The 19,722-nt window shown below is 67.7% G+C and carries 18 protein-coding genes and 1 pseudogene; 14 read left to right on the top strand and 5 right to left on the bottom strand.

Translation table 11 applies throughout. The annotated features are described in order from the left end of the window. Positions 1–150 precede the first annotated feature (150 nt). Both ACHBTE_RS03940 and ACHBTE_RS03935 read left to right on the top strand, forming a co-directional pair. On the top strand, positions 151–1,341 hold the full coding sequence (locus ACHBTE_RS03940; protein WP_394721893.1) for an amidase domain-containing protein: 1,191 nt from the start codon (positions 151–153) through the stop codon (positions 1,339–1,341). A 192-nt stretch (positions 1,342–1,533) separates the two neighbouring features. Next, entirely contained in the window at positions 1,534–1,866 is a 333-nt protein-coding gene (locus tag ACHBTE_RS03935) for a hypothetical protein (RefSeq protein WP_394721892.1), read from the top strand. 631 nt (positions 1,867–2,497) lie between these two features. Here the strand turns inward: ACHBTE_RS03935 and ACHBTE_RS03930 are convergent. Next, positions 2,498–2,749: a hypothetical protein gene (locus ACHBTE_RS03930; RefSeq protein ID WP_394721891.1), complete on the bottom strand. Its 252-nt coding sequence runs from the start codon at positions 2,747–2,749 to the stop codon at positions 2,498–2,500. Positions 2,750–2,880: 131 nt separating this feature from the next. On the opposite strand from ACHBTE_RS03930, the gene ACHBTE_RS03925 reads away from it, so the two are divergent. Together ACHBTE_RS03925 and ACHBTE_RS03920 are read left to right on the top strand one after the other, a co-directional pair. Next, the gene (locus ACHBTE_RS03925) at positions 2,881–3,006 is read left to right on the top strand and encodes a hypothetical protein (RefSeq protein ID WP_394721890.1); all 126 of its coding nucleotides are present in this window, start codon (positions 2,881–2,883) and stop codon (positions 3,004–3,006) included. Between the two features lie 267 nt (positions 3,007–3,273). Beyond that, a pseudogene (locus ACHBTE_RS03920) lies at positions 3,274–3,531 on the top strand (hypothetical protein); the annotation flags it as partial. Between the two features lie 112 nt (positions 3,532–3,643). On the opposite strand, the gene ACHBTE_RS03915 reads toward ACHBTE_RS03920, so the two are convergent. The 3 genes from ACHBTE_RS03915 to ACHBTE_RS03905 are packed head-to-tail and all read right to left on the bottom strand — an operon-like array spanning position 3,644 to position 6,182. Beyond that, a complete protein-coding gene (locus ACHBTE_RS03915) occupies positions 3,644–4,150 on the bottom strand; it encodes a hypothetical protein (protein ID WP_394721889.1) in 507 nt (168 codons plus the stop codon). Then, positions 4,147–5,649: an RHS repeat-associated core domain-containing protein gene (locus tag ACHBTE_RS03910; RefSeq protein WP_394721888.1), complete on the bottom strand. Its 1,503-nt coding sequence runs from the start codon at positions 5,647–5,649 to the stop codon at positions 4,147–4,149. Before ACHBTE_RS03910 ends, ACHBTE_RS03915 begins: the two co-directional genes overlap by 4 nt. After that, positions 5,646–6,182 carry a hypothetical protein gene (locus ACHBTE_RS03905; RefSeq protein ID WP_394721887.1) on the bottom strand — a complete coding sequence of 179 codons (537 nt, stop codon included), beginning with the start codon at positions 6,180–6,182 and terminating at the stop codon, positions 5,646–5,648. The genes ACHBTE_RS03910 and ACHBTE_RS03905 overlap by 4 nt, the downstream gene beginning before the upstream one ends. 481 nt (positions 6,183–6,663) lie before the next feature. Between ACHBTE_RS03905 and ACHBTE_RS03900 the strand changes: the two genes are divergently transcribed. The 3 genes from ACHBTE_RS03900 (at position 6,664) to ACHBTE_RS03890 (ending at position 10,186) form a co-directional block, all read left to right on the top strand. Then, positions 6,664–7,965, top strand: a complete 1,302-nt coding sequence (locus tag ACHBTE_RS03900; RefSeq protein WP_394721886.1) for a PucR family transcriptional regulator — start codon at positions 6,664–6,666, stop codon at positions 7,963–7,965. A 422-nt stretch (positions 7,966–8,387) separates the two neighbouring features. After that, complete coding sequence (locus ACHBTE_RS03895) at positions 8,388–8,567, top strand: hypothetical protein (RefSeq protein WP_394721885.1); 180 nt, start codon at positions 8,388–8,390, stop codon at positions 8,565–8,567. Then, positions 8,567–10,186 (top strand): cation acetate symporter, encoded by a 1,620-nt coding sequence (locus ACHBTE_RS03890; protein WP_394721884.1) that lies wholly within the window; start codon positions 8,567–8,569, stop codon positions 10,184–10,186. Before ACHBTE_RS03895 ends, ACHBTE_RS03890 begins: the two co-directional genes overlap by 1 nt. 339 nt (positions 10,187–10,525) lie before the next feature. On the opposite strand, the gene ACHBTE_RS03885 is transcribed toward ACHBTE_RS03890, so the two are convergent. Continuing rightward, positions 10,526–12,310: a sigma-54-dependent Fis family transcriptional regulator gene (locus tag ACHBTE_RS03885; protein WP_394721883.1), complete on the bottom strand. Its 1,785-nt coding sequence runs from the start codon at positions 12,308–12,310 to the stop codon at positions 10,526–10,528. A 182-nt stretch (positions 12,311–12,492) separates the two neighbouring features. On the opposite strand from ACHBTE_RS03885, the gene ACHBTE_RS03880 reads away from it, so the two are divergent. From ACHBTE_RS03880 to ACHBTE_RS03850, 7 genes are all read left to right on the top strand, one after another. Next, positions 12,493–13,518 carry an NAD(P)-dependent alcohol dehydrogenase gene (locus ACHBTE_RS03880; protein ID WP_394721882.1) on the top strand — a complete coding sequence of 342 codons (1,026 nt, stop codon included), beginning with the start codon at positions 12,493–12,495 and terminating at the stop codon, positions 13,516–13,518. 18 nt (positions 13,519–13,536) lie between these two features. Beyond that, on the top strand, positions 13,537–15,138 hold the full coding sequence (locus ACHBTE_RS03875) for an extracellular solute-binding protein (RefSeq protein ID WP_394721881.1): 1,602 nt from the start codon (positions 13,537–13,539) through the stop codon (positions 15,136–15,138). 81 nt (positions 15,139–15,219) lie between these two features. Further along, positions 15,220–16,098, top strand: coding sequence for a carbohydrate ABC transporter permease (locus tag ACHBTE_RS03870; protein WP_394721880.1), 879 nt, complete (start codon positions 15,220–15,222; stop codon positions 16,096–16,098). Beyond that, a complete protein-coding gene (locus ACHBTE_RS03865) occupies positions 16,095–16,940 on the top strand; it encodes a carbohydrate ABC transporter permease (RefSeq protein ID WP_394721879.1) in 846 nt (281 codons plus the stop codon). Before ACHBTE_RS03870 ends, ACHBTE_RS03865 begins: the two co-directional genes overlap by 4 nt. Next, complete coding sequence (locus ACHBTE_RS03860; RefSeq protein ID WP_394721877.1) at positions 16,937–18,031, top strand: ABC transporter ATP-binding protein; 1,095 nt, start codon at positions 16,937–16,939, stop codon at positions 18,029–18,031. Before ACHBTE_RS03865 ends, ACHBTE_RS03860 begins: the two co-directional genes overlap by 4 nt. Position 18,032: 1 nt before the next feature. Continuing rightward, entirely contained in the window at positions 18,033–19,112 is a 1,080-nt protein-coding gene (locus ACHBTE_RS03855) for an ABC transporter ATP-binding protein (protein ID WP_394721876.1), read from the top strand. A 231-nt stretch (positions 19,113–19,343) separates the two neighbouring features. Next, a complete protein-coding gene (locus tag ACHBTE_RS03850) occupies positions 19,344–19,676 on the top strand; it encodes a putative quinol monooxygenase (protein WP_394721875.1) in 333 nt (110 codons plus the stop codon). The last annotated feature ends 46 nt before the right edge of the window (positions 19,677–19,722 follow it).

Below are 19,722 nucleotides of genomic sequence, written 5' to 3'. Positions count from 1 at the left end.
GGGCTTGCGCCTGTAGAAGGGAGCGGACAAGGGACCCTGCAGGAATCGGACATTCCGAGATGGGAATGCGTCACTCGGAACGCGATGTTCGAATGGGCCCTCTTGATCTGCGGGCTGACCCGACCAGTCAGCCGTAATCAAGGGGGTTTCATGCGCATTGCGCATCACAGACGTGTCCTCGCCGGAACCGCGGTCTCAGCCACAGCGGCGATGCTTGTGCTCACCGGCACCCCGGCGGACGCCCAGCCTGCCTCCCCGGCAGCGGCTTCGTCGGCGAACGCCGACTCCACCGCTCTCACTCAGCTCGCCGAAGGCTATCTGCAGCAGCGGGCCGACATGCTGACGACGACTCGTCCGACGGCCAGAGCCGCGACCGCCCGCGTCCGGGCCACGCGCTCCATGACCGCGCAGGTGCAGGATGATCTCGCCGCACTGGTGGAGAAGGGCAAGCGGTACAAGGAAGTCGACGGCGGCTACACGAAGGCGCAGGTCGATGTGGAGGTGGCCGACACCTCCGTCACCGGCCAGTCGGCAACGCTCCAGCTCATCGAGCGCACCCGCCTCTACCTCCCCTTCACGCCGCAGGAGGTCGCGGACGGCGCTCCGGAGTACGAGGAAGTGTCTGTCCCGCACACCGTGAAGTTCACCCAAGGCTCCGATGGTGCCTGGCTGCTGTCGTCCGACACGGCCGAGACGAAGGGCGGCCCGACGCCGACCACGCAGGTGTCCGACGTGGACGCCGTTGACGGCGCCGATGACGGGGGCGGTAAGGCGGAAGAGGACGAGGGAAGCAAGGACGCCGCGTCTGGCATCGCTCCGCTTCCCGGTAACAGCGACGACTCCGGCGACAAGCGGGATGTCAGGGGCTACAGCTACGGCAAGATGGTGGCCTACGCGGACAAGTACTGGGACCACCACAACAGCGCCTGGCGCACGTACGGCACCGACTGCACCAACTTCATCTCCCAGGCGATGCATGCCGGCGGCTGGGGCCCCAAGGGCGGCGCGATCATCCAGCGGCCCAGCAACAAGTACTGGTTCTACGGACCTACGACGTGGACCACCAGCTACACCTGGGCGGCTGCGGAGAATTGGTACTGGTTCGCGAAGAAGCACTCGAAGCGGACCAAGATCCTCGACAACGTGTGGAAGATGGCCAAGTCGGACGTCCTCCAGGCCGACTGGGGCCGCGACAACAACATCGACCACACGATGATCGTCACGAAGAAGTACCGGGGCACCCCCTATCTGACGTACCACACCAGCGACACCCACAACAAAAGCCTGAAGAAGCTCCTCTCGGACCACCCGCGTGCCTGGTGGTACGCACACCGCACCTGACAGGCTGCTGATCCCCCTACAGGAACCACATAGGAGTGCGCTGTGGAGCGTCGACATCTTCTGGCTGTGCCGGCGGCTCTGGTCGCTCTGGCCTTCGCAGCCGGCTGCTCATCCGGTGATGACGAGGCCAAGTCCGCAAGCCCCTCGACCCCCTCGGCCTCGGCATCGTCCGACGGAGCCCGCGAGGCCGTCGTGGCGTACGTGAACGCCCTCAACACCCGCAGCGCCGACGGACTGATCGAAGCCGGGGGCGTGAAGGACGAGAAGTGGTCCAGGCACGAGGCCGAGCAGATCCTCGCGGACAAAGGCGGACGGGGGTGGAAGATCAAGGACGTGCAGGTCGAGCACGACATGGGCCGGGACACCGGCTCGGCCCGCCTGATGGCCGAGGACAAGGCCGGAAAGGCCATGCGGGACACCTTCACCGTGACGCGGGAGAAGGGCACCTGGCACCTCGTGGTCTTCACACAGCAGCCTGCGGAGTCCGGTAAGGCATCCGCGTCCACTGACAAGCCGAGTTCCTGACAGAGCTGTTGGGGTGGCTCGCACCCGTGACCCGGGTGCGAGCCACCCCAACCGTCAGGTCCGCCGGTGACGACACCACATCGATTCCAGACGCCCTTCGATGGGCGGGGCCGCAGCGTCGTGGTGGACGGTCAGGAAGTGACTGGAAGCGGCGTTGCTGTCGATGTGCACGCTGAGCCTTACGGCCCTCCGCTCGTCGTGCTGCAGCTCGCGTCGGACATCTCGCGCGTTGCGCGTCTCCTTTGCGGTTGAGGTTGAAGGCGACCAAGCGCGGGCTGCCCGGAACCCGGCTTCGGCTCGGCGAGCCCGATCCTCGCCATCACTTCATGACCGTCAGCTAATTGATGCGTACGGCGCGGCGAAGGTCCTCGAAAGAAGGGTCCCGCTCTTCATGGGCCCCACGGTCGTGGTCGCGACCCAGTCGCGATCACCGGGAGGTCCCTGCCGTGGCGCCGATTCTGTTCACCGCTGTGCTGTTGCTGCCTTTCGTCACGGCCGCCGGCCCGTTCGCGCTGTTTGAAGCGCGCGATTGCGCAAGCCTTGGACGCGGTCGGCACCGCCGCGTCGTACGTGGGCGTCACGCGGCCCGGGGAGACCGTCGATGAGCGCGCGCCGCGCCCTGGGCGCCACCTCATGCGTCGTGTGGCGTTGGACCAGCTGCACGCCCAACGCCCCAGCTCATGCGCAACCTCCTCAGCGAGTCGGTGGAGGTGACGGTATGACGACGTTGACCACGCGCGCTGGCTTCGATGCCTTTCGTGACCGCATGTGCGACCACTTCGGACAGCTGCCCGACGGGCTCGGCAACCAGCACCTCCACGTCGAACAGGCCCCGCTCGGCCCGGATGAGTACTTCACTCACCGTCTCGACGGCGACGGCCACTACGTCGTCTACGACCCACGGCAGACCAGCGGGCTCATGGTGCGCCAGTTCCTCGGCATCTACGCCACCTTCACCGAGGAGCCGACCCGCGAGGGCGTCCGCGGCCCTACTACGAGGCGAAAGCGGCGGGCATGCGGGAAATCTGGGCAATCATCCTCAGCGAGATCGACCGCACCCAGAACTCCGAGGGCGTAATGGACCAGGTGCTGGAGCTGCTGCAACAGGCCCGCGCGAAGACCAAGGCAACGGCCGCGTGAGGACGACCGAAGACCGGCGTGGTCGGGGTTGTGCAGTTCGCGGACAGACCCGGCCGCCCGGCCCGCACCTGACAGCAGCACTGAAACAGGACGGCCCCCGAGAGCGCGCCACGGTGACCCCGCCGAGGACAGGGGGTAAGCGCTGACGAGTACCCCCGGCGGGACCAGCTCTGTGCCACCGCTCCCTCCACCGGCTACAAAGGCTCGGCCCGCCGTAACCGGCCTCGACGCCAGCAAACGCGGGCACCTACAGCGCGAGTGGCGCGGATCCCGGCTCCTCACCGGAACCCCCCGGCGCCGGCCTCATCCGATACCACAGGGCCGCCGACCGACGCGGTGGAGGCCGGGGCCGGGGCTGGATCTGTACGGATATGTGGTTTAGCAGTTGTCCCGGGGTGGCCGAGTCGACTACGTGATCGTGGACGACCCCAGTTCCTGCTGACCGGGCAGATGGGCCAACTGGCCCGAATCGTGGACGACTTGAAGCTGGACGTCTTCGCCTTCGGCATCTCCACTGACTTGCGGATGACGAGCGTCGTGGCGCGGGCGGCGGCGTTGTCGCCGGACGTGGGTGAGCGAGTGTGGGGGAGCGGGAGGCTCTCGGGCGGTGCGCAATGAAGGGCGAGCCAATGCCCGGTCAGCGGTCCTGCCACCGCCGTATCCAATAGGCGACGTCGTGCCGATGCGCCATCTGCACCAGCGCCTCTATTCTGACGCCGGATTCTCTCTCGATAGAGAGGACCTTCCCCTGGTGAAAGGTGACTTGCCCGCCTAAGAGAAGCTCCCCTCTCGGGCGTCCGGTGAACGTTGAGCGCGACTGAATGAGCAGGCGCTGGTCAGTCAGAGCCACAACGAACTCATCGCCGAGCAGGAGGAATGGCAGCCGCCTGATTCTCCTGCGCACTGCCACGACCAGCCGTACAGGTTCGCCTTGCGGTACTTGCTTCCGGATGTCCCATCGGGCAACGGCCCGTAACAGCAGGAGATTTGCCGCGTAAACAATGACGACGAAGGACGCGTTCCAGACTATGAATGCGGAGAAGGACCAACCGACGATCCATGGGGTGCAAAAAATGACGATGGCTAAAACGAGCATCGACAGTCGGGCAGAGCCGATTGCAATGCCTTTAGCAGCGGGGTTCATTTCGTTCCCTTGGTTCGGCTGCACAGCACGGGAGGCTTCAGTTTATGTAATGGATCGGGCGGAGGGCGGGCACCCACGGTCCGAGAATGCCGCCGCCGACGCCCCCGGTCAGGCCTTCGACGGGGTCTTGGCCCATGGCCTTGGCCATCTACGGCCAACACTGCCGCAGCGCCGACCGCGACGGTCACAACGGTGCCGACTGCAGCCTTGGCCCAGCCGGGCATGCCCCACAGGCCCCTCGGGTCAATGATGTTGGTGGGGTCGCCGGAGGCGTAGAGGTACGGGTTGGTTTCGAGTCTGGACGGGTCGGTCTGGGTGAAGCGCCCGAGGTTCGGGTCGTAGAAGCGGGCCTGGTAGTGGTAGAGCCCGGTCGGGTCCTGGTAGCCGCTCGCGAAGCGGTAGGGCTGGGAGACCTTCTCGTTGGCGTTGGTGACGCCGCGCGGGCTGTAGGTGTAGGTGTTGACCTTCTCACCGTCGGCGTTCACTACGGCTTCGATGGTGCCGAGGGAGTCCGCGAGGTAGTAGTACGTCTTGTCCTTGGTGCGGAACGAGTTGAGGGTGCCTCCTGCTTCGCGGGTGAAGTTCGTGTCCACGCCGCCGGCGGTCTGGGACGCCAGGCCGAGCGGGCCGTGGTGGAAGGCGGTGCCGCCGAACTGGGTGCGCTCGGAGTTGTCGGTGCTGGCGTAGCGGCCCTTGTAGGTGGTGCCGCCCTGAGTGATTGACGTCTGCTGGGAGAAGTCGCTCCATTGGCCGCCGGTGCGGGTTGTCTCGGCGGTCGGGGCGGCTGCGGTCTCGTTGCCGTCCTGGTCGTAGGACCAGTTCGTTGAGGAGCCGTTCTTGCCGGTGATCTGGTTGGCGGCGTTGTAGTCGTAGGTGGAGCCGCCGCCGGGGCAGCCGGCCGCGGTGCCCTGTGAGGTGAGGTTTCCTGCCTTGTCGTAGCAGTAGAGCCAGCTGCTGTTGGTCGTGGTGCCCTTGGTCTCCTTCGTGAAGGTCAGGCGTCCGGCTGAGTCGTAGTCGTAGGTGCGCTTGAGGCCGGTCGCCGCGTCGTTGCGGGTGCGGATCTTCGTGCCGTCCTTGGTGGTTGTGCCGCTGGTGTTCGTGTAGGTGTAGGCGAGGTCCATCAGGGTTCCCTTGGGGGAGGTCGCCTTGATGGCCGTGGCACGGTTGGCCTTGTCCAGGGTGATCGACTGGACCGTCCCACCGGGGTAACTGATCTTGGTGCGGGCGTCGTTGGCGTTGTACTCGTAGCCGGTCTTCTGGCCGAACGGATCGGTCAGCGACTCCGGCCGGTTGGTCTTGCTGTAGGTGTAGCGGACGGTGCCCGAGGGGTCCTTGTACGTTTCGACGTTGCCGTCGGCCGTGTAGGTGAGCACGGTTTGGGAGCCGTCCTGCAGGGTGCGGACCGTTTCCCTGCTGCGCGGGTCGAAGTCGTACTTGGTGATGCCGGTCGCGTCGGAGCGCTGCTTGAGGTTGCCGTCCCCGTCGTAGGCGTAGGTCACGGTTGCTTGGTGCTGGAGACCTTGGTGATCCGGTCGCGGTTGTCGTAGACGGAGACGGTCTTGATGCCGCGGCCGTCGGTGACGGTCTCGGTGCGGCCCAGGCTGTCGTACGTGTAGCTGGTCTCGCCGAGCGGCTTGGGCGGGGTGACCTTGGACAGGTTGCCCTTGGCTTCGTAGGTGAACTTCGTGGCGTTCTGGTTGGCGTCCTTCACCTCGCAGCGCTGGCCCTCGAAGCCGCCGCAGGTGGGGGTGGCGGGGTTGTACGTGAAGGAGCGGGTGCCGCCTTCGGTGCCGGAGACCGTCTCCTTGGTGGTGTTGCCCGCGGAGTCGTAGCTGTAGCTGACCGAGACGCCGTCCGCTGTGGCGAGATTGCCGGGGACGTCAGCGCCGGCGACGGTCTGGTAGCCGGACAGCGAGGAGGTGGCGCCGGTCGGCAGCTTCGCTGTCGTCGGGTTCGAGCGTGCGTCCCACCCGTAGGTGGTCACGTTGCCCGGTGTGCCGCCGACACCCATGGCATCGGCGGCGGTTGCCACGTTCCGGTTCGCGTCATACCTACGGTCGCGGGAGTGCCCCAGGGCGTCGGTGACCTTGGTGATCTCGCCGTCGGCCGCGTACTTGTAGGTCGTGGTGTCGCCGACAGGGTCGGTGACCGTCGTGGTGCCCGCGGTGTTCGGAGTGCTCGACGAGTAGTCGTAGAGGTACGTGGGGCCTGTCTCCTCGGAGCCGTCAAAGGTGGTGGCCCGGGGAACAAGCAGCTGTCGGCTCCCAGCCGGGGCGCGCTCCGCTTGTGAGGGGACACAATCCGTACCTCCTGCTGTGCGTGGATCATCACGATTTGGCGGAAGTCTCGCCTCAATGGGTGACCGACTGCTTAGCATGTGGACTCCTTGAAGGGTGCGCCGCCGCCACACGCCGATCGCCGACCGGTGGAGCACCCGCACCTGCGAACCGCGCAGCACAAGACATGGCGACCCGCCGTGGTGTCCTTGCACGCCCCATCCGTCTGGAGGGCCCATGCACACCAGTTCCGTCCGTGGCGCGGTCCGCCCCCGCGGCACCACCGTCTCCACCGTCGGTCCGCTGCCCCAAGCCGCCGCCGATCCCTCGCCGCTCCAACTGTTCGACCGCGCCTGTAGGCGCCTACTTGGGCGGGGCACCTCCTTGACCGACTCCGTGGTGCACCGGATCCGCACCGAGGTGCCGTACTACGCCGACCCAGTACTCTCGCCGCCCGACCTCGAGCAGTCCGCGGACACCGGCATCCGCTGCGCGCTGGAGGCCGCCCTCGACCCGGGCCGCATCGTGGACATCGAGCGCTACACCCGTGAGCTCGGCATACGCCGTGCCGAGGAGGGCCGCCCCCTCGACGAGGTGATGCACGCCTTCCGGGTCGCCGGCTCGGAGGTCTGGGGCGGGATCATCAACGTCGTGGAGCGGGACGGTCTCGGCGACCAACGTCAGCTCGTGCAGGTGGCGGAGCTGGTGTGGAAGATGAACGACCGCGACGCCGTCCTGGTCGCCGATGCCTACCGCCACGTCGCCGAGGGCGTGGCCAGCCGGCACAGCGAGCGGGTGCGCCTGATCCTTGCCGCCGTCCTGGAGAGCCGTGACGACCCGTCGTTCATCCAGGACGCCGCGTCGATCCTCGATCTGCCGCCTGACGGACGCTTCGCGGTGGCGGAGTTGCGGGCCACGTCGGCCTTCGGCCGTGCACCCGACGCCGTTCCGGAGATCCGTGGCATGCGCGTCCTGCGCCACGTCGGCGCACAGCGCGATGTGCTCGTCGCCCACCTCGGCGACCGCCCACTCGACGCGCTCGCCTCCGCCCTCGATGCCGGACCCGGCATGCGCATCGGCATCAGCCCCGTCGTCCACGGCCTGGAGAACCTGCCCCGGGCGCGGGACATGGCCGGACTCGCCCTGCGCACCTGCCGCGCGGACGGGGAAGTCGCCCGGCTCGACGCCCGTCTGCCCGACGGCCTGTTGGTCTCACGGCCCGACCTGTCCGCCGTGCTGGCTCTCCGGGTGCTCCGGCCGCTGTACGACCTGGAGCCCGCCGACCGCGAAACGCTGATCGACACGCTCGGAGTGTGGATCGAGAAGGGCGGCTCCGCGGTCCAAACGGCCCGGCACATGCTGTGCCACCGCAACACGGTGCTGAACCGGCTGCGCCGCTTCGAGCAGATCACGAGTCTCGAACTGTCCCGCCCCCGCGATCTCGTACGGCTCACGCTCGCCTTCGACACGCTCCAACTGCTCGGGCCGGCGGCCGTCCTCGGCTGCGGGGACGCCTGGGACTCCGCCTCGGAAAGCTGAAGCCGCACGGCGGTAGCCCGTCCGGCACGCGTAATCCGCGACTCCCGGTACGTGTACGGCCGCCCGGCGGTGTGCCCTGCCCCCGGCACTCGTATCACCATGGCCAGATTCCTTACGGCGGATGGCCGAATGGGCATCAGCACAGTTGCCCCCCTACGGCGTTGGGAGCGGACAACGGGGTGCCCGCAAGCGTATGGACTGACCGGTCGGTACGTGCTCTGGTGAGCCCTCGTCAGGGGCAATGCCGTCAGAGGCATGCCCTCGCCAGGCATCGCCCGAGCGATGCGATGCGCGCGCATCCCTGCCAGCCAGGAGAGCTCATGGCCCATCAGCACACCCATCCGCACACGCCCCGGTTCCACCTAAGACCCCGGCCCCACCGGCCGGGCCAATCCTTTGCGCTCGTCAACGGACTGACCTTCGTGGTCCATCTCCTGCTTGCCTGCGCCGCAGAGGACCTGCTGGCTACCCGTGTCGTCGGACAGATCAACCTCGGCGTCGTCGTCCTTCTCGCGCAGGGCCTGCTCCTGTTGTGGACGGCAACGCGTTACGACCGCGCCGCCCACGAGCAGGCCGCGTACGAGTCGGCGGAGGAGCAGTGATGCTTCCTCAGATCCTGCTCGCCGCAGGGGATCCCGGCACCCTCGGCCTGGACACGGACACCCGCTCCTGGGTTCTCGTCGGCTTCCTCGCCTTCATCGTCCCGACCCTGCTCATCTGCGTGCTCAACGGCCCCAAGCGGGACCGGGTCGACGACTTCTACACGGCGGGCCGCAGGCTGCGGCCCGTCCAGGGCGCCCTCGTCCTCACCGGCGTCTACCTCTCCGCCGCGACCGTGCTCGGCACGACGGGAACCGTCGCGGTCTTCGGCTTCGACGGTCTGTTCATCGCCCTGTGCACCGTGCTGTCGCTCGGCGTCCTGCTCCTGCTGTCCGGCCCACTGCGGGAACGCGGCAGCTACACCCTCGGCGACACGTTCGCCCTGCGGGCCCCGGGGCCCTCGGTCAGGATCGCGGTCGCCGTCGTCACGCTGAGCGCGTGCGTCCCGTATCTGATCGTCCAGCTCTCCGGCTCGGGCAGGACCACCGTCATGCTGCTCGGCCTGTCCGGTCCCGGCGCCGAGCAGACCGCCATCGTCATGATGGGCACCCTCGTCGTCTGCGCCACGGCCTTCGGCGGGATGCGCGGCATGATCGCGATCCAGGTGATCAAGACGGTGATCCTGCTCGCCATGGCCGTGGCAGTGGCGGCCGTGCTGCTCCACCGCTTCCACTGGAGCCCCGACTCCCTCATCGAGGCCGCCGGGCGGGGCAGCGGCCGTCCCGAGGGTTATATGCGTCCAGGCCTGCGCTTCGCCGCCAGCAGCCCGGTCCAGGGGACCCTCGAGTTCATGGGTCTGATGATCACCGTGGTGCTGGGTGTCGCGTGCATGCCCCATGTCGCCACCCAGCTCAACACCGCGCCCGATGTCGCCGCGGCACGCCGTACGGTCCGCCACACCATCGCCATCGTCGGTGCCATCTGCCTGCTCACCACCGTGCTGGGTTTCGGGGCCGCGGCGCTGATCGGCGCTCCGAAGATCCTCGCCGCCGACCCCGGGGCCACCAGCAGCCTGCTCATGCTCACCGGCGAACTGGCGGGCGGCTCGTCGGCGCAGGCGGGCGAGGCATGGCTCGTCGTGCTGGTCTCCTGTGCGGTGTTCCTCACCACGCTGGCGGTCGTCGCGAGCGTGACGCTGGCGGCCGCAGGCTCGGTCGCCCACGACCTCGTCACCAACGTCGTCCGCCGCGGGCGCACGACCGAAGGCCGGGAGGTGGCCGCTGCCCGTATCGCGTCCGTCTTGGTCGGGGTGCTGAGCATCTGCCTCGCGGTGCGGGTGCAGGGCTGGAACATGGGCTTCCTGTCCACGATCTCCCTGGCGGTGTCGAGCTCCTGCCTGCTTCCAGCGCTGGTGTACTCGTTGTTCTGGCGCGGCTTCACGCGCAGGGGGCTGCAGTGGACGCTGTACGGAGGGCTCGGCTGCGCGCTCGGACTCCAGGTCGTGAGCCCCGTCTTCTCCGGCAGCCCGGTGGCGCTGTTCCCCGAGTGGGACATCGCCTGGTTCCCGCTGCAGACGGTCGCCCTGGTGTCGCTGCCCGTCGCGTTCCTGCTCGGCTGGCTCGGAAGTGTCACGGGACGGCGGCGTGCGGACGCGTTGCCGGAGCAGCCCGTCAGTGCCTGACGCATGCATGCGGCGGCCGGTGGAGCGCCCTCACACGCTCCACCGGCCGCCGCCCCGTGCCGCGCTCAGCCTGCGGCGATGTCGTCGATGCGCCGGCGTGAGCGCCGCATCCCGCGCAGCCACCGGTCGGTGTCGTCGCACGGTGTGCGACCCGATGCGGGCGCCGGCCTGGTCGAGGAGCGCCAGGCGAGCAGCCATGCGCGGACATGGTCATCGCGCAGTGGCTCACCGCGGCCGACAGCCGGCGTGCCCCGGACCCGAGTGGGTCGCTCCCTGCTCCACGATGGATCCGCCCTGCCCTCCACGCGACAGGCGCGGCCTACGTGCCGGAACGGCCCGTCACGTCAGGCTCGACGGGACGATGCCGTAGCGGCGCATCTTTCGGTACATCGTGGCGCGGGAGATCCCGAGGTCCTGCGCGGTCTGCTGGACGTTGGAGTTGCGGTCCATCAGCCCGCGCAGAATGGCGTCGCGTTCCAGCGCCTCGATGGTGGTGAGAACCTTGTTCGACGACACCCGGCATTCCGGCGGCAGGTCCTCCGCGCGGATCATCCGGCCCGAAGGCCGCCGCGCCAGGCCCCGGATCACCGACTCCAGCTGCCGTACGTTTTCCGGCCAAGGACATCGCTGCAGCAACGTCAACGCATCCGGGGAGAACCCGCTCTCACCGCTCGGCCGGTACTTGCGCAGGAAGAACCGCGCCAGGTGCTCGGTGTCCCCATAACGATGACGCAGGGCAGGCACCTTCACCGAGGCGTCGCAGAGCTGGTCGAGCTCGTCGTCGGCGCCGACCATCGACGGCTGGCTGGTCATGACCAGTTGCCCGGACGCGCTGCGGTCCCGGCGCGCCAGCAGGTGCGTCAGCCGCTGCCGCTGCAGGTCGCCCAGCAGGTGGACATCGCGCAGGAGGAGCACGTTGGACGGCACGGCGAGCAGCTCCTCGATGTCGTGCAGCCAGCGCTCGGTGACGGCAGCTGAATCCGACAGTGGCGCTTCCCGTATCTCCAGCCGACGTCCGGCGCCCTGGGCTCGGTGCAAGGCCTCGACCAGCGTCCTCTTGCCGACGCCGGCTTCGCCCAGGAGATGAAGCCATGTCCCGGCGACGAACGCTGCTTCGCTGTCGGCGATCGCGCGCAGCCAGGGCGGGGACGAGCCCACCAGCCCCAGGCCGGCGCGGACCGGCGCGGCGGAAACCGCAGGTGTGGGCTGGGCCCGTCCGATCAGCCGGACTCGGAAGACGGCGCCCGCGTCGCTGTCCTCGCGCCGGCAGCGACTGACCTTGAGTTCGGCGACCCGCCCCGAGGGCAGGGCGATGCTGCGGGTCCCCTCCAGCCGGGGATGCTCGGCGATCTCACGCGCGTGGTCGAGCAGCGCATACTGGTCGGGCCCGGTCACGGCAGCGCTGAGCTGCTCGTTCATCATGACGACGTCGCGATTGAGCGCCAGCACGGGTCCAGGGCGCGCCGAGGAGCAAGCCTCCATGTAGTCCTGGAAGAGGGCCCGCTCGCGCCGCGATGTGATCGCCGCGATCTCGGCCTCGATCTGGGCCGCGACCGAGCGGGCGAAGGCCATCAGCATGCCGTCGGAGCCCTGGCGGATGGTGGTGAGGTTGAACGCTCCCAGCAGGCTGCCGCGGGTGGGATGCAGGATCGGTACGGCCGCGCAGTGGAAGTCCCGCAGCTCTTCGACGTAGTGCTGCCTTCCGGCGATCACGACCGGGCGACCACTGGCCAGCGCGGTCCCGATGCCGTTGGTGCCGACGTAGCGTTCGGAGAACACATGGCCCGGGGCCAGACGCACGCGGTTGAGGTGCGTCGTCAGGCCGTCGTGGGACACCTTCCTGGACAGCACGACGCCGTTCCGGTCCGTGATCATCGTGGATACCGGGTCGTCGGCGAGCTGCTCGTGAAGCGTGTCCAGGATGGGCAGCGCCGCCCTGGCCAGGGGGCTGTCGAGATTGGGGTTGTCCAGGTAGGGAGCGTCGAGGCTGCCGGACTTCACCTTGTACTCGATCGAGCGTTGCCACGAGGCGACCACGAGCGGCCGAGCGCTCGGATCGTTGGTGGCTTCCAGATAGAGCTCTCTGGCTGTTCTCAGTGAGTTTCCGGGTTGGTGTCGGGGCATTTAACACTCCCGTGCGGCGCGCGTCACAATCCTCGGTGCAGTGATTGGACCAGCTCGGCGGCGTCGCGCCTACGGCGTGTATCACATTGAGACATCCACGGACGAATTCTGAGACATCGTCCTGCGATCGGCCGCCTGTGTAATCGGCGCACCACCCACCCGCCGACTCGCAGGGAGCCGCCATGAAAGCCGTGCAGGTCATCGAGTACGACGAGCCGCCCGTGCTCGTGGACGTGCCGGACCCGCAGATCACCGGCCCGCTGGACGTGATCGTGAAGATCGGGGGCGCCGGGGTCTGCCGGACCGATCTGCACATCCTCGAAGGACAGTGGAGGGAGAAGAGCGGGGTCGCCCTTCCGTACACGATCGGTCACGAGAACGCCGGCTGGGTCGCGGAGGTCGGGGAGGCCGTCACCAACGTCGAGCTGGGCGACCCGGTCATCCTGCACCCGCTGGTGACCTGCGGTCTGTGCCGCGCCTGCCGGGACGGCGACGACGTCCACTGCACGAACTCGGCCTTCCCCGGCATCGACACCCACGGGGGCTACGCCGAGTACCTCAAGACCAACGCCCGATCGGTCGTGCCCCTTGCCCCGTCCCTGGAGCCGGCCTCGGTGGCGGCCCTGGCCGACGCCGGGCTCACGGCGTACCACGCCGTCGCCAAGGCGGCCCGGGCACTGTGGCCCGGTGACAAGGCCGTGATCATCGGCGCCGGCGGACTCGGGCACATCGGCATCCAGGTGCTGCGGGCCCTGTCGCCGGTCGAGATGATCGTCATCGACCGCAGCCCCGAGGCCCTCGCGCTGGCCAAGGAACTCGGCGCCGACCACACGCTCCTCGCGGACGGCACCGAAGCCGACCGCGTACGGGACCTCACGGCGGGGCACGGGGCGGAGGCCGTCCTGGACTTCGTCGGTGAGGGTGGCGCCGTCGAGACGGGCGTGGCCTGCCTGCGCCGCAACGGCAACTACTACGTCATCGGCTACGGCGGCCACCTCCACGTGCCGACGATCGATGTCATCTCCACGGAGATCAACTTCATCGGCAATCTCGTGGGGTCCTACAACGACCTGTCCGAGCTCATGGTCCTGGCGGCCCGCGGCAAGGTCACCCTGCACACCCAGCGCTACCCCCTCGCCTCCTTCCGGCAGGCTCTCGACGACCTGCACGCCGGCGCCGTACGCGGCCGAGCGATCTTGATCCCCTGACACCGCAGGAGAAGCCCCATGCGCAGCAGACCGTACCCGGGCCTCGTCGCCGTCGCGGCCGTAGCGGCCCTGACCGCCACCGCGTGCACCGCCCAGAACGAGGCCCAGCAAAAGCCCAAGGAAAAGACCGCGCTGTTCAAGCCCGGCTCGCAGATCAGCTACCAGAAGTACGGCAAGAACTACCCGGCGACGAAGGTCAAGGACGTCCCCGGCGCCTGCAGCTACGAGTCGATCAGCCGCAAGGACTACTCCGGACAGACGTTGAAGATCATCAGCCATGCCGTCCCGGTCATCGGTGAGCCGACGCAACTGCATGCCAAGCAGTTCGAGGAGATCACCGGCGGGAAGGTCGAGGTGGTCAACGTCCCCTTCGGCGAGCTGCACCAGAAGATCCTCACGCCCCTGCAGGCGGGCCAGCCGGCGTACGACGTCATGTTCTACCCGTCCCTGTGGATCGGCGACATGGCCCCGTACCTGGCACCGGTGCCGGAGAAGTACCTGAACACCACCGGTATGCGGGACGTCACCGCGGCCTACATGGACGTGGCGACCTGGGACGGGAAGGTCGTGCAGTACCCGGTGGACGGTGACCGGCACTACCTCAAGGTCCGCAGCGATGTACTGAAGGACCCCAAGTGGCAGGCAGAGTACAAGAAAGCCACGGGCAAGGACCTGAAGGTCCCCACGACATGGGCCGAATACCAGGACATGGCCGAGGTGTTCAGCGGCAAGGACTTCGACGACGACGGCAAGAAGAACTACGGCAGCGCCGAGGTCACCAAGCGCGACGACCTCACCTTCTCCGCGTTCATCAGCCGGGCGGCACCGTACGTGAAGAACCCGGAGGTCAAGGGCGGTGTCTTCTTCGACGTCGAGACCATGAAGCCGCTGATCAACACGCCCGGCTTCGTGCGAGCCCTGGAGGACATGGTCGAGGCCAAGTCCACCTGGGCACCCGGCGGCGCCAACTTCGGCCTGGGAGACGAGATCTTCTCCTTCGGAGGCGGCCAGACGTTGCTGTCGTACTCGTGGGACGACGCCTTCATCCAGGCCCAGCAGCCGGACAGCAAGATCCGCAACACGGTTGAGGCGGCACCGCTGCCAGGCTCCACGGAGGTCTACAACCGCACCACGAAGTCGTGGGACACGAAGGCGAACCAGGCGGCCTACTTCACCTGGGGATGGACCTCCGCGGTGGCCAAGGCGTCCAGCCACCAGGAGATGGCCTTCGACTACCTGTGCTTCTTCAGCAATGAGGCCAACACCGCTCTCGACCTGACCATCGGCCGTTTCGGCGTCAACCCCTATCGCATCTCCCACTTCGACCCGGCGTTCTGGGAGAAGGAGGGCTGGGACAAGGACGTCGCCAAGGCGTATGTGAACACGCTCGCCGGCATGGAGGAGAACCCCAACCGCGTCTTCGACCTGCGTGTCCCGGGCGTCAATCAGTACATGTCCGCGCTGGCCAACGGCGTCGCCGCGGCGCTGGCGGGCCAGGAGTCCCCGCAGCGGGCGCTGGATGGTGTAGCCGGGGAATGGGCCAAGATCACCAACCAGATCGGCAAGGAGAAAGTCCAGAGCGCCTATCGCAACGTGGTCGCGCTCGAGGACAAGTCCTGATCCGAACGCAGGGCGCCCCGGGTGGCCGGTCCGCATCGGCCGGCCGCCCGGGGACTCCCGCTCCCTTCCGCAAGGAGAACCATGGACGGCCTGCGCCGGCACAAGAGCATGTTCCTGCTGCCGGGACTGCTCACGCTCTTTCTGATCATCATTTTCCCGCTTCTGTTCACCATCCGCGTCAGTTTCTCCGGCTGGAACGTCAGCAACCCTCAGATGGACTTCATCGGAGGGGCCAACTACAGCGCGATGCTGCACGACGGCCGCTTCCGGGCTTCCATCACCCGGCTGATCCTGCTGGCGGGCGGCACGGTCCTGATCCAGTACGTCATCGGGTTCGGCATGGCCCTGCTGGTCTGGCGCGAGGTACGCGGCCGCAGATTCTGGCGGGTGCTCTTCCTCGTTCCCATGATGACCACGCCCGTGGTGATGGCCGCCATCTGGCAGACGATCTTCCATGAGTCGCTGGGGCCGGTCAACGACCTTTTGGGGATGCTGGGCCTGACGAAAATTGCCTGGCTCACCGAGTCCGCCCCGGCCCTGGTCGCGCTGATGACCGTCGAGGTCTGGCAGTGGACCCCTTTCCTGTTCCTGTTGCTGCTGGCCGGCCTGCTCAGCCTTCCCAGGGAACCGTTCATGGCCGCCGCGATCGACGGCGCCGGCACCTGGCGCACCTTCTGGAAGGTGACCTTCCCGCTGATGGCACCGGTCTCGGTCGCGGCGGTCATCATCCGGCTGATCGAGGCGTCCAAGCTCTCCGACAGCGTCTACGTCCTGACGTCCGGCGGGCCGGGGTCCTCCACGGAGACCCCGGGTTACTACCTGTACATCCAGGGGCTCCGCGATCAGCAGACCGGCTACAGCGGGGCGATGTCGCTGACCTACCTCGTCCTGATGATCGTCACGCTCACGGTCGTCGCCGCCCTGCTCACCAGGGCCTTCAAGCTGAAGGGGGACTCATGAGGGCACGCCTTTATCCCATATTCAAGTACACCGTGATCGCCCTGTGGGCCTGCTTCGTCGCCGGACCGTTCTTCTGGGCGATGACGACCAGCTTCAAGAACGCCAACGCCGTCCAGGGCGGTCCCACCTACCTTCCCTGGGCCCAGTACGAGCCCACCCTCACCGGCTGGCGCAACATCTTCGGCGGAGCCGGCGGCGTCGATGTGATCGATCCCTTCATCAACAGTGCCATCATCACGATCGCCGCGTCCGCCATCAGCCTGGCGCTGGGGTCGCTGGCCGCCTACGCGCTGTCCCGGTACCGGTTCAGGCTGGGCTTCATCAAGAACAGCGACATCGTCTTCTTCTTCGTCTCCCAACGCATCATGCCGCCCGTCGTCCTGGTGATCCCGTTCTTCTACCTCCTGCAGTGGGGCGGCCTTCTGGACACCATCCCGGGCCTGGTCATCGTGACGGTCGCGCTGTTGCTGCCGATCGCGGTCTGGGTGATGGTGGACTTCTTCGACGGCATCCCCCGCGAGATCGACGAGATGGCGATGCTGGAGGGCTGTCCCCCGTTCCAGACCTTCGTACGGGCGATCCTGCCGAACTCCCTGCCCGGGCTGACCGTCGCGGCGATGTTCTGCGCCGTGTTCGGCTGGAACGACTTCTTCTTCGCCTTCCGGCTGACCTTCACCGAGGTCCAGACCCTGCCCCAGGCCGTCGTCGCCCTCAACTCCTCCATTCCACCGTGGTGGACGCTGTCCGCCGCCGCGCTCTTCGGCGTGGCACCACTGATCCTGCTCGCCCTCTGGGTGGAGCGCCTGCTGTCCAAGGGGAACCTGTCGGGAGCCGTCCGATGAAGATGAATCTGATTGCCACCGATCTGTCTCTGACCGTCGACGGCGTCGACCACCTCAAGAACGTGACCGCCACCTTCCGGCCGGGACGGCTCCACACCGTCATCGGCCGGACGATGGCCGGGAAGACGACGCTGCTGCGGGCCCTGGCCGGACTTCAGAGAGTGGACTCCGGCTCACTGACCCGGGCCGGAGCCGACTTCCTGAAGACGCCGGTGTGGCGGCGCGACACAGCCATGGTCTACCAGCAGTTCATCAATTACCCGCATCTCAATGTGTTCGACAACGTGGCCTTCCCGCTGAAGCGGGCCGGGCTGTCAAAGGAGGAGATCCGCCGCCGGGTCCGCCAGAGCCTGGCGAGCGTGGGACTCTCGGACTTCGAGAAGCGCAAGCCCTCCCAGCTCTCCGGCGGCCAGCAGCAGCGCGTCGCGATGGCTCGCGCCCTGGCCCGAGGTACCGGCATCCTCCTGCTCGACGAGCCACTGGCGAACCTGGACTACAAGTTGCGCGAACAGCTGCGCGACGAGTTCAAGGCCCTCTTCTCGGACCAGGGCGACACGATCGTCATCTACACCACCACCGAACCCGCCGAGGCGATGATGCTCGGGGACGTGGTCCTCGTCATGCACGAGGGGCGGATCCTCCAGACCGGCACCCCCCAGGAGGTCTTCGAACGCCCGGCGACCACCACGGTGGCGTCCATCATCAACGACCCGCCCATGAACATCTTCGCGGGCCGGGTCGAGGGCGGCCAGGTCACGGCGGCCGGATTCCAGGCCACTCACCTCTCCGGGCACCTGGCCGGACTGCCCGAGGGTGCCTACCAGTTCGGCCTGCGCGCCACCGACGTCAGCCTGGCGTCCAGCGGGGTCGAGGGCGAGGTCACGTTCGTCGAGATCTCCGGCTCCGAGACCTTCGTCCATGTGGTCGTCGGCGAGAGCCCCTTCGTGGTGCAGATCGAGGGCATCCACGACGTCGCCCTCGGCGACCTGGTCAAACTTCGGCTCCGTCCGGACCGGCTGTTCGCCTTCGACGAGCAGGGGGCGCTCGTGCGGACGCCTTCGTACGAACTCGTCTCAGTGGAAGGACGTTGATATGGCGCAGTTGGACATCGTCGACGTCGGGCACGCGTACGCGCCGGGTGCCGAGGAGGAGCGATGGGCTCTCAAGCCGCTGCAGCTGACCTTCGAGTCCGGCAAGACCTACGCGCTGGTCGGTCCCTCGGGCTGCGGCAAGACGACGCTGCTGAACATCCTGTCCGGCCTGGTCAGACCATCCCGGGGACGGGTGCTGTTCGACGGCGTCGACGTCACCGCTCTGCCCACGAAGGCGCGCAACATCGCTCAGGTCTTCCAGTTCCCCGTCATCTACAGGTCGATGACGGTCTACGACAACCTCGCTTTCCCGCTGCAATGCCGGCGCTGGGACAAGGCGAGGATCGACGCCAAGGTCCGGCAGGTCGCCGAGGCCCTGGACCTGCACGACCGGCTGGGGCAGCCCGCGCGCGGGCTCACCGCCGACGACAAGCAGCTGATCTCACTCGGCCGCGGTCTGGTCCGTGACGACGTGGCGGCCGTCCTGATGGACGAGCCGCTCACCGTGATCGACCCGCAGCTGAAGCACTCGCTGCGGCGCAGGATCCGAGAGATCACCGAGCAGTTCCGGCCCACAGTGATCTACGTGACGCACGACCAGTACGAGGCGATGAGCTTCGCGCAGGAAGTGCTCGTCATGAAGGACGGCCGCGCCGTGCAGCAAGGCACCCCCGAGCAGCTCTTCGAGGCGCCCTCCTCCACCTACGTCGGCTACTTCATCGGCGCACCGGCGATGAACTTCCTGACCGTGGACCGCAGCGACGGGCCCTTCGCGCTGGGCGGCCGGGCACTGTCCGCTGCCTGGGACATCCCCCGGACCACGACCGAGGTCCAGATCGGCGTCCGGCCCGAGTACGTAAAGATCGTCACGGACCCCGGCCCCAACACCTTCCCCGGCCGGCTGCGGGGCGTCAGCGACCACGGCGCGCAGCGCGTGCTCGAGATCGAGGTCGCCGGGCAACCACTCAGGGCCAAGACGCCGCGGGAGGAGGGGGTTCCGGTCGGCGAGGAGGTCCTCGTGCACCTGCCGCGCGCCAAGGTCCTTCCGTACGCGGACGGTAAGTTGGTACTCCGGTCGTAACGATCCGTCGGCCATCACCGCGACACATTCGGTGTCGGGAAGTCCGCAAGCCGGCACAGGCAAGCCGAGTTCGTACGATCGTGTCCCGCCGTCTCGACCAGTGAGTCCTGACGGCGCGGCAGGAACGCGAGCAGTGGCCCACCCGCCATCGGATCGGCTCGTCGTCCTGCCGGTGCCTTACATGCACGCCTGTTGTGATGCAGGGTGCACACACATCAGCGAAGGAATCCCGTGATCTTCATTACCGCCAAGTTCCGAGTCCGTTCCGAGCACGCCGACCGCTGGCCCGAGATCACCGCCGACTTCACCCGTGCGACGCGCGCCGAGCCCGGCTGCCTGTGGTTCGAGTGGTCGCGCAGCGTGGCCGATCCGACGCAGTACGTCCTGGTCGAGGCCTTCCGCGATGACGAGGCCGGGAGCGCGCATGTACAGTCCGCGCACTTCAAGGCTGCGCAGCAGACGCTGCCGCCCCATCTGGTCGAGACGCCGCGCATTGTGAACGCGACGATCCCGCAGGATGACTGGTCTCTTCTTGGGGAGATGGCGGTCCCAGCCCGGGACTAGCACCCTGTCGCGCGCAGTCTGCAACAAGTGCCTCGGCCTCGACGAG

The organism is Streptomyces sp. M41, from assembly GCF_043673425.1.
Classification (GTDB): Bacteria; Actinomycetota; Actinomycetes; order Streptomycetales; family Streptomycetaceae; genus Streptomyces.
This window is presented reverse-complemented; position numbering and strand designations above follow the sequence as displayed.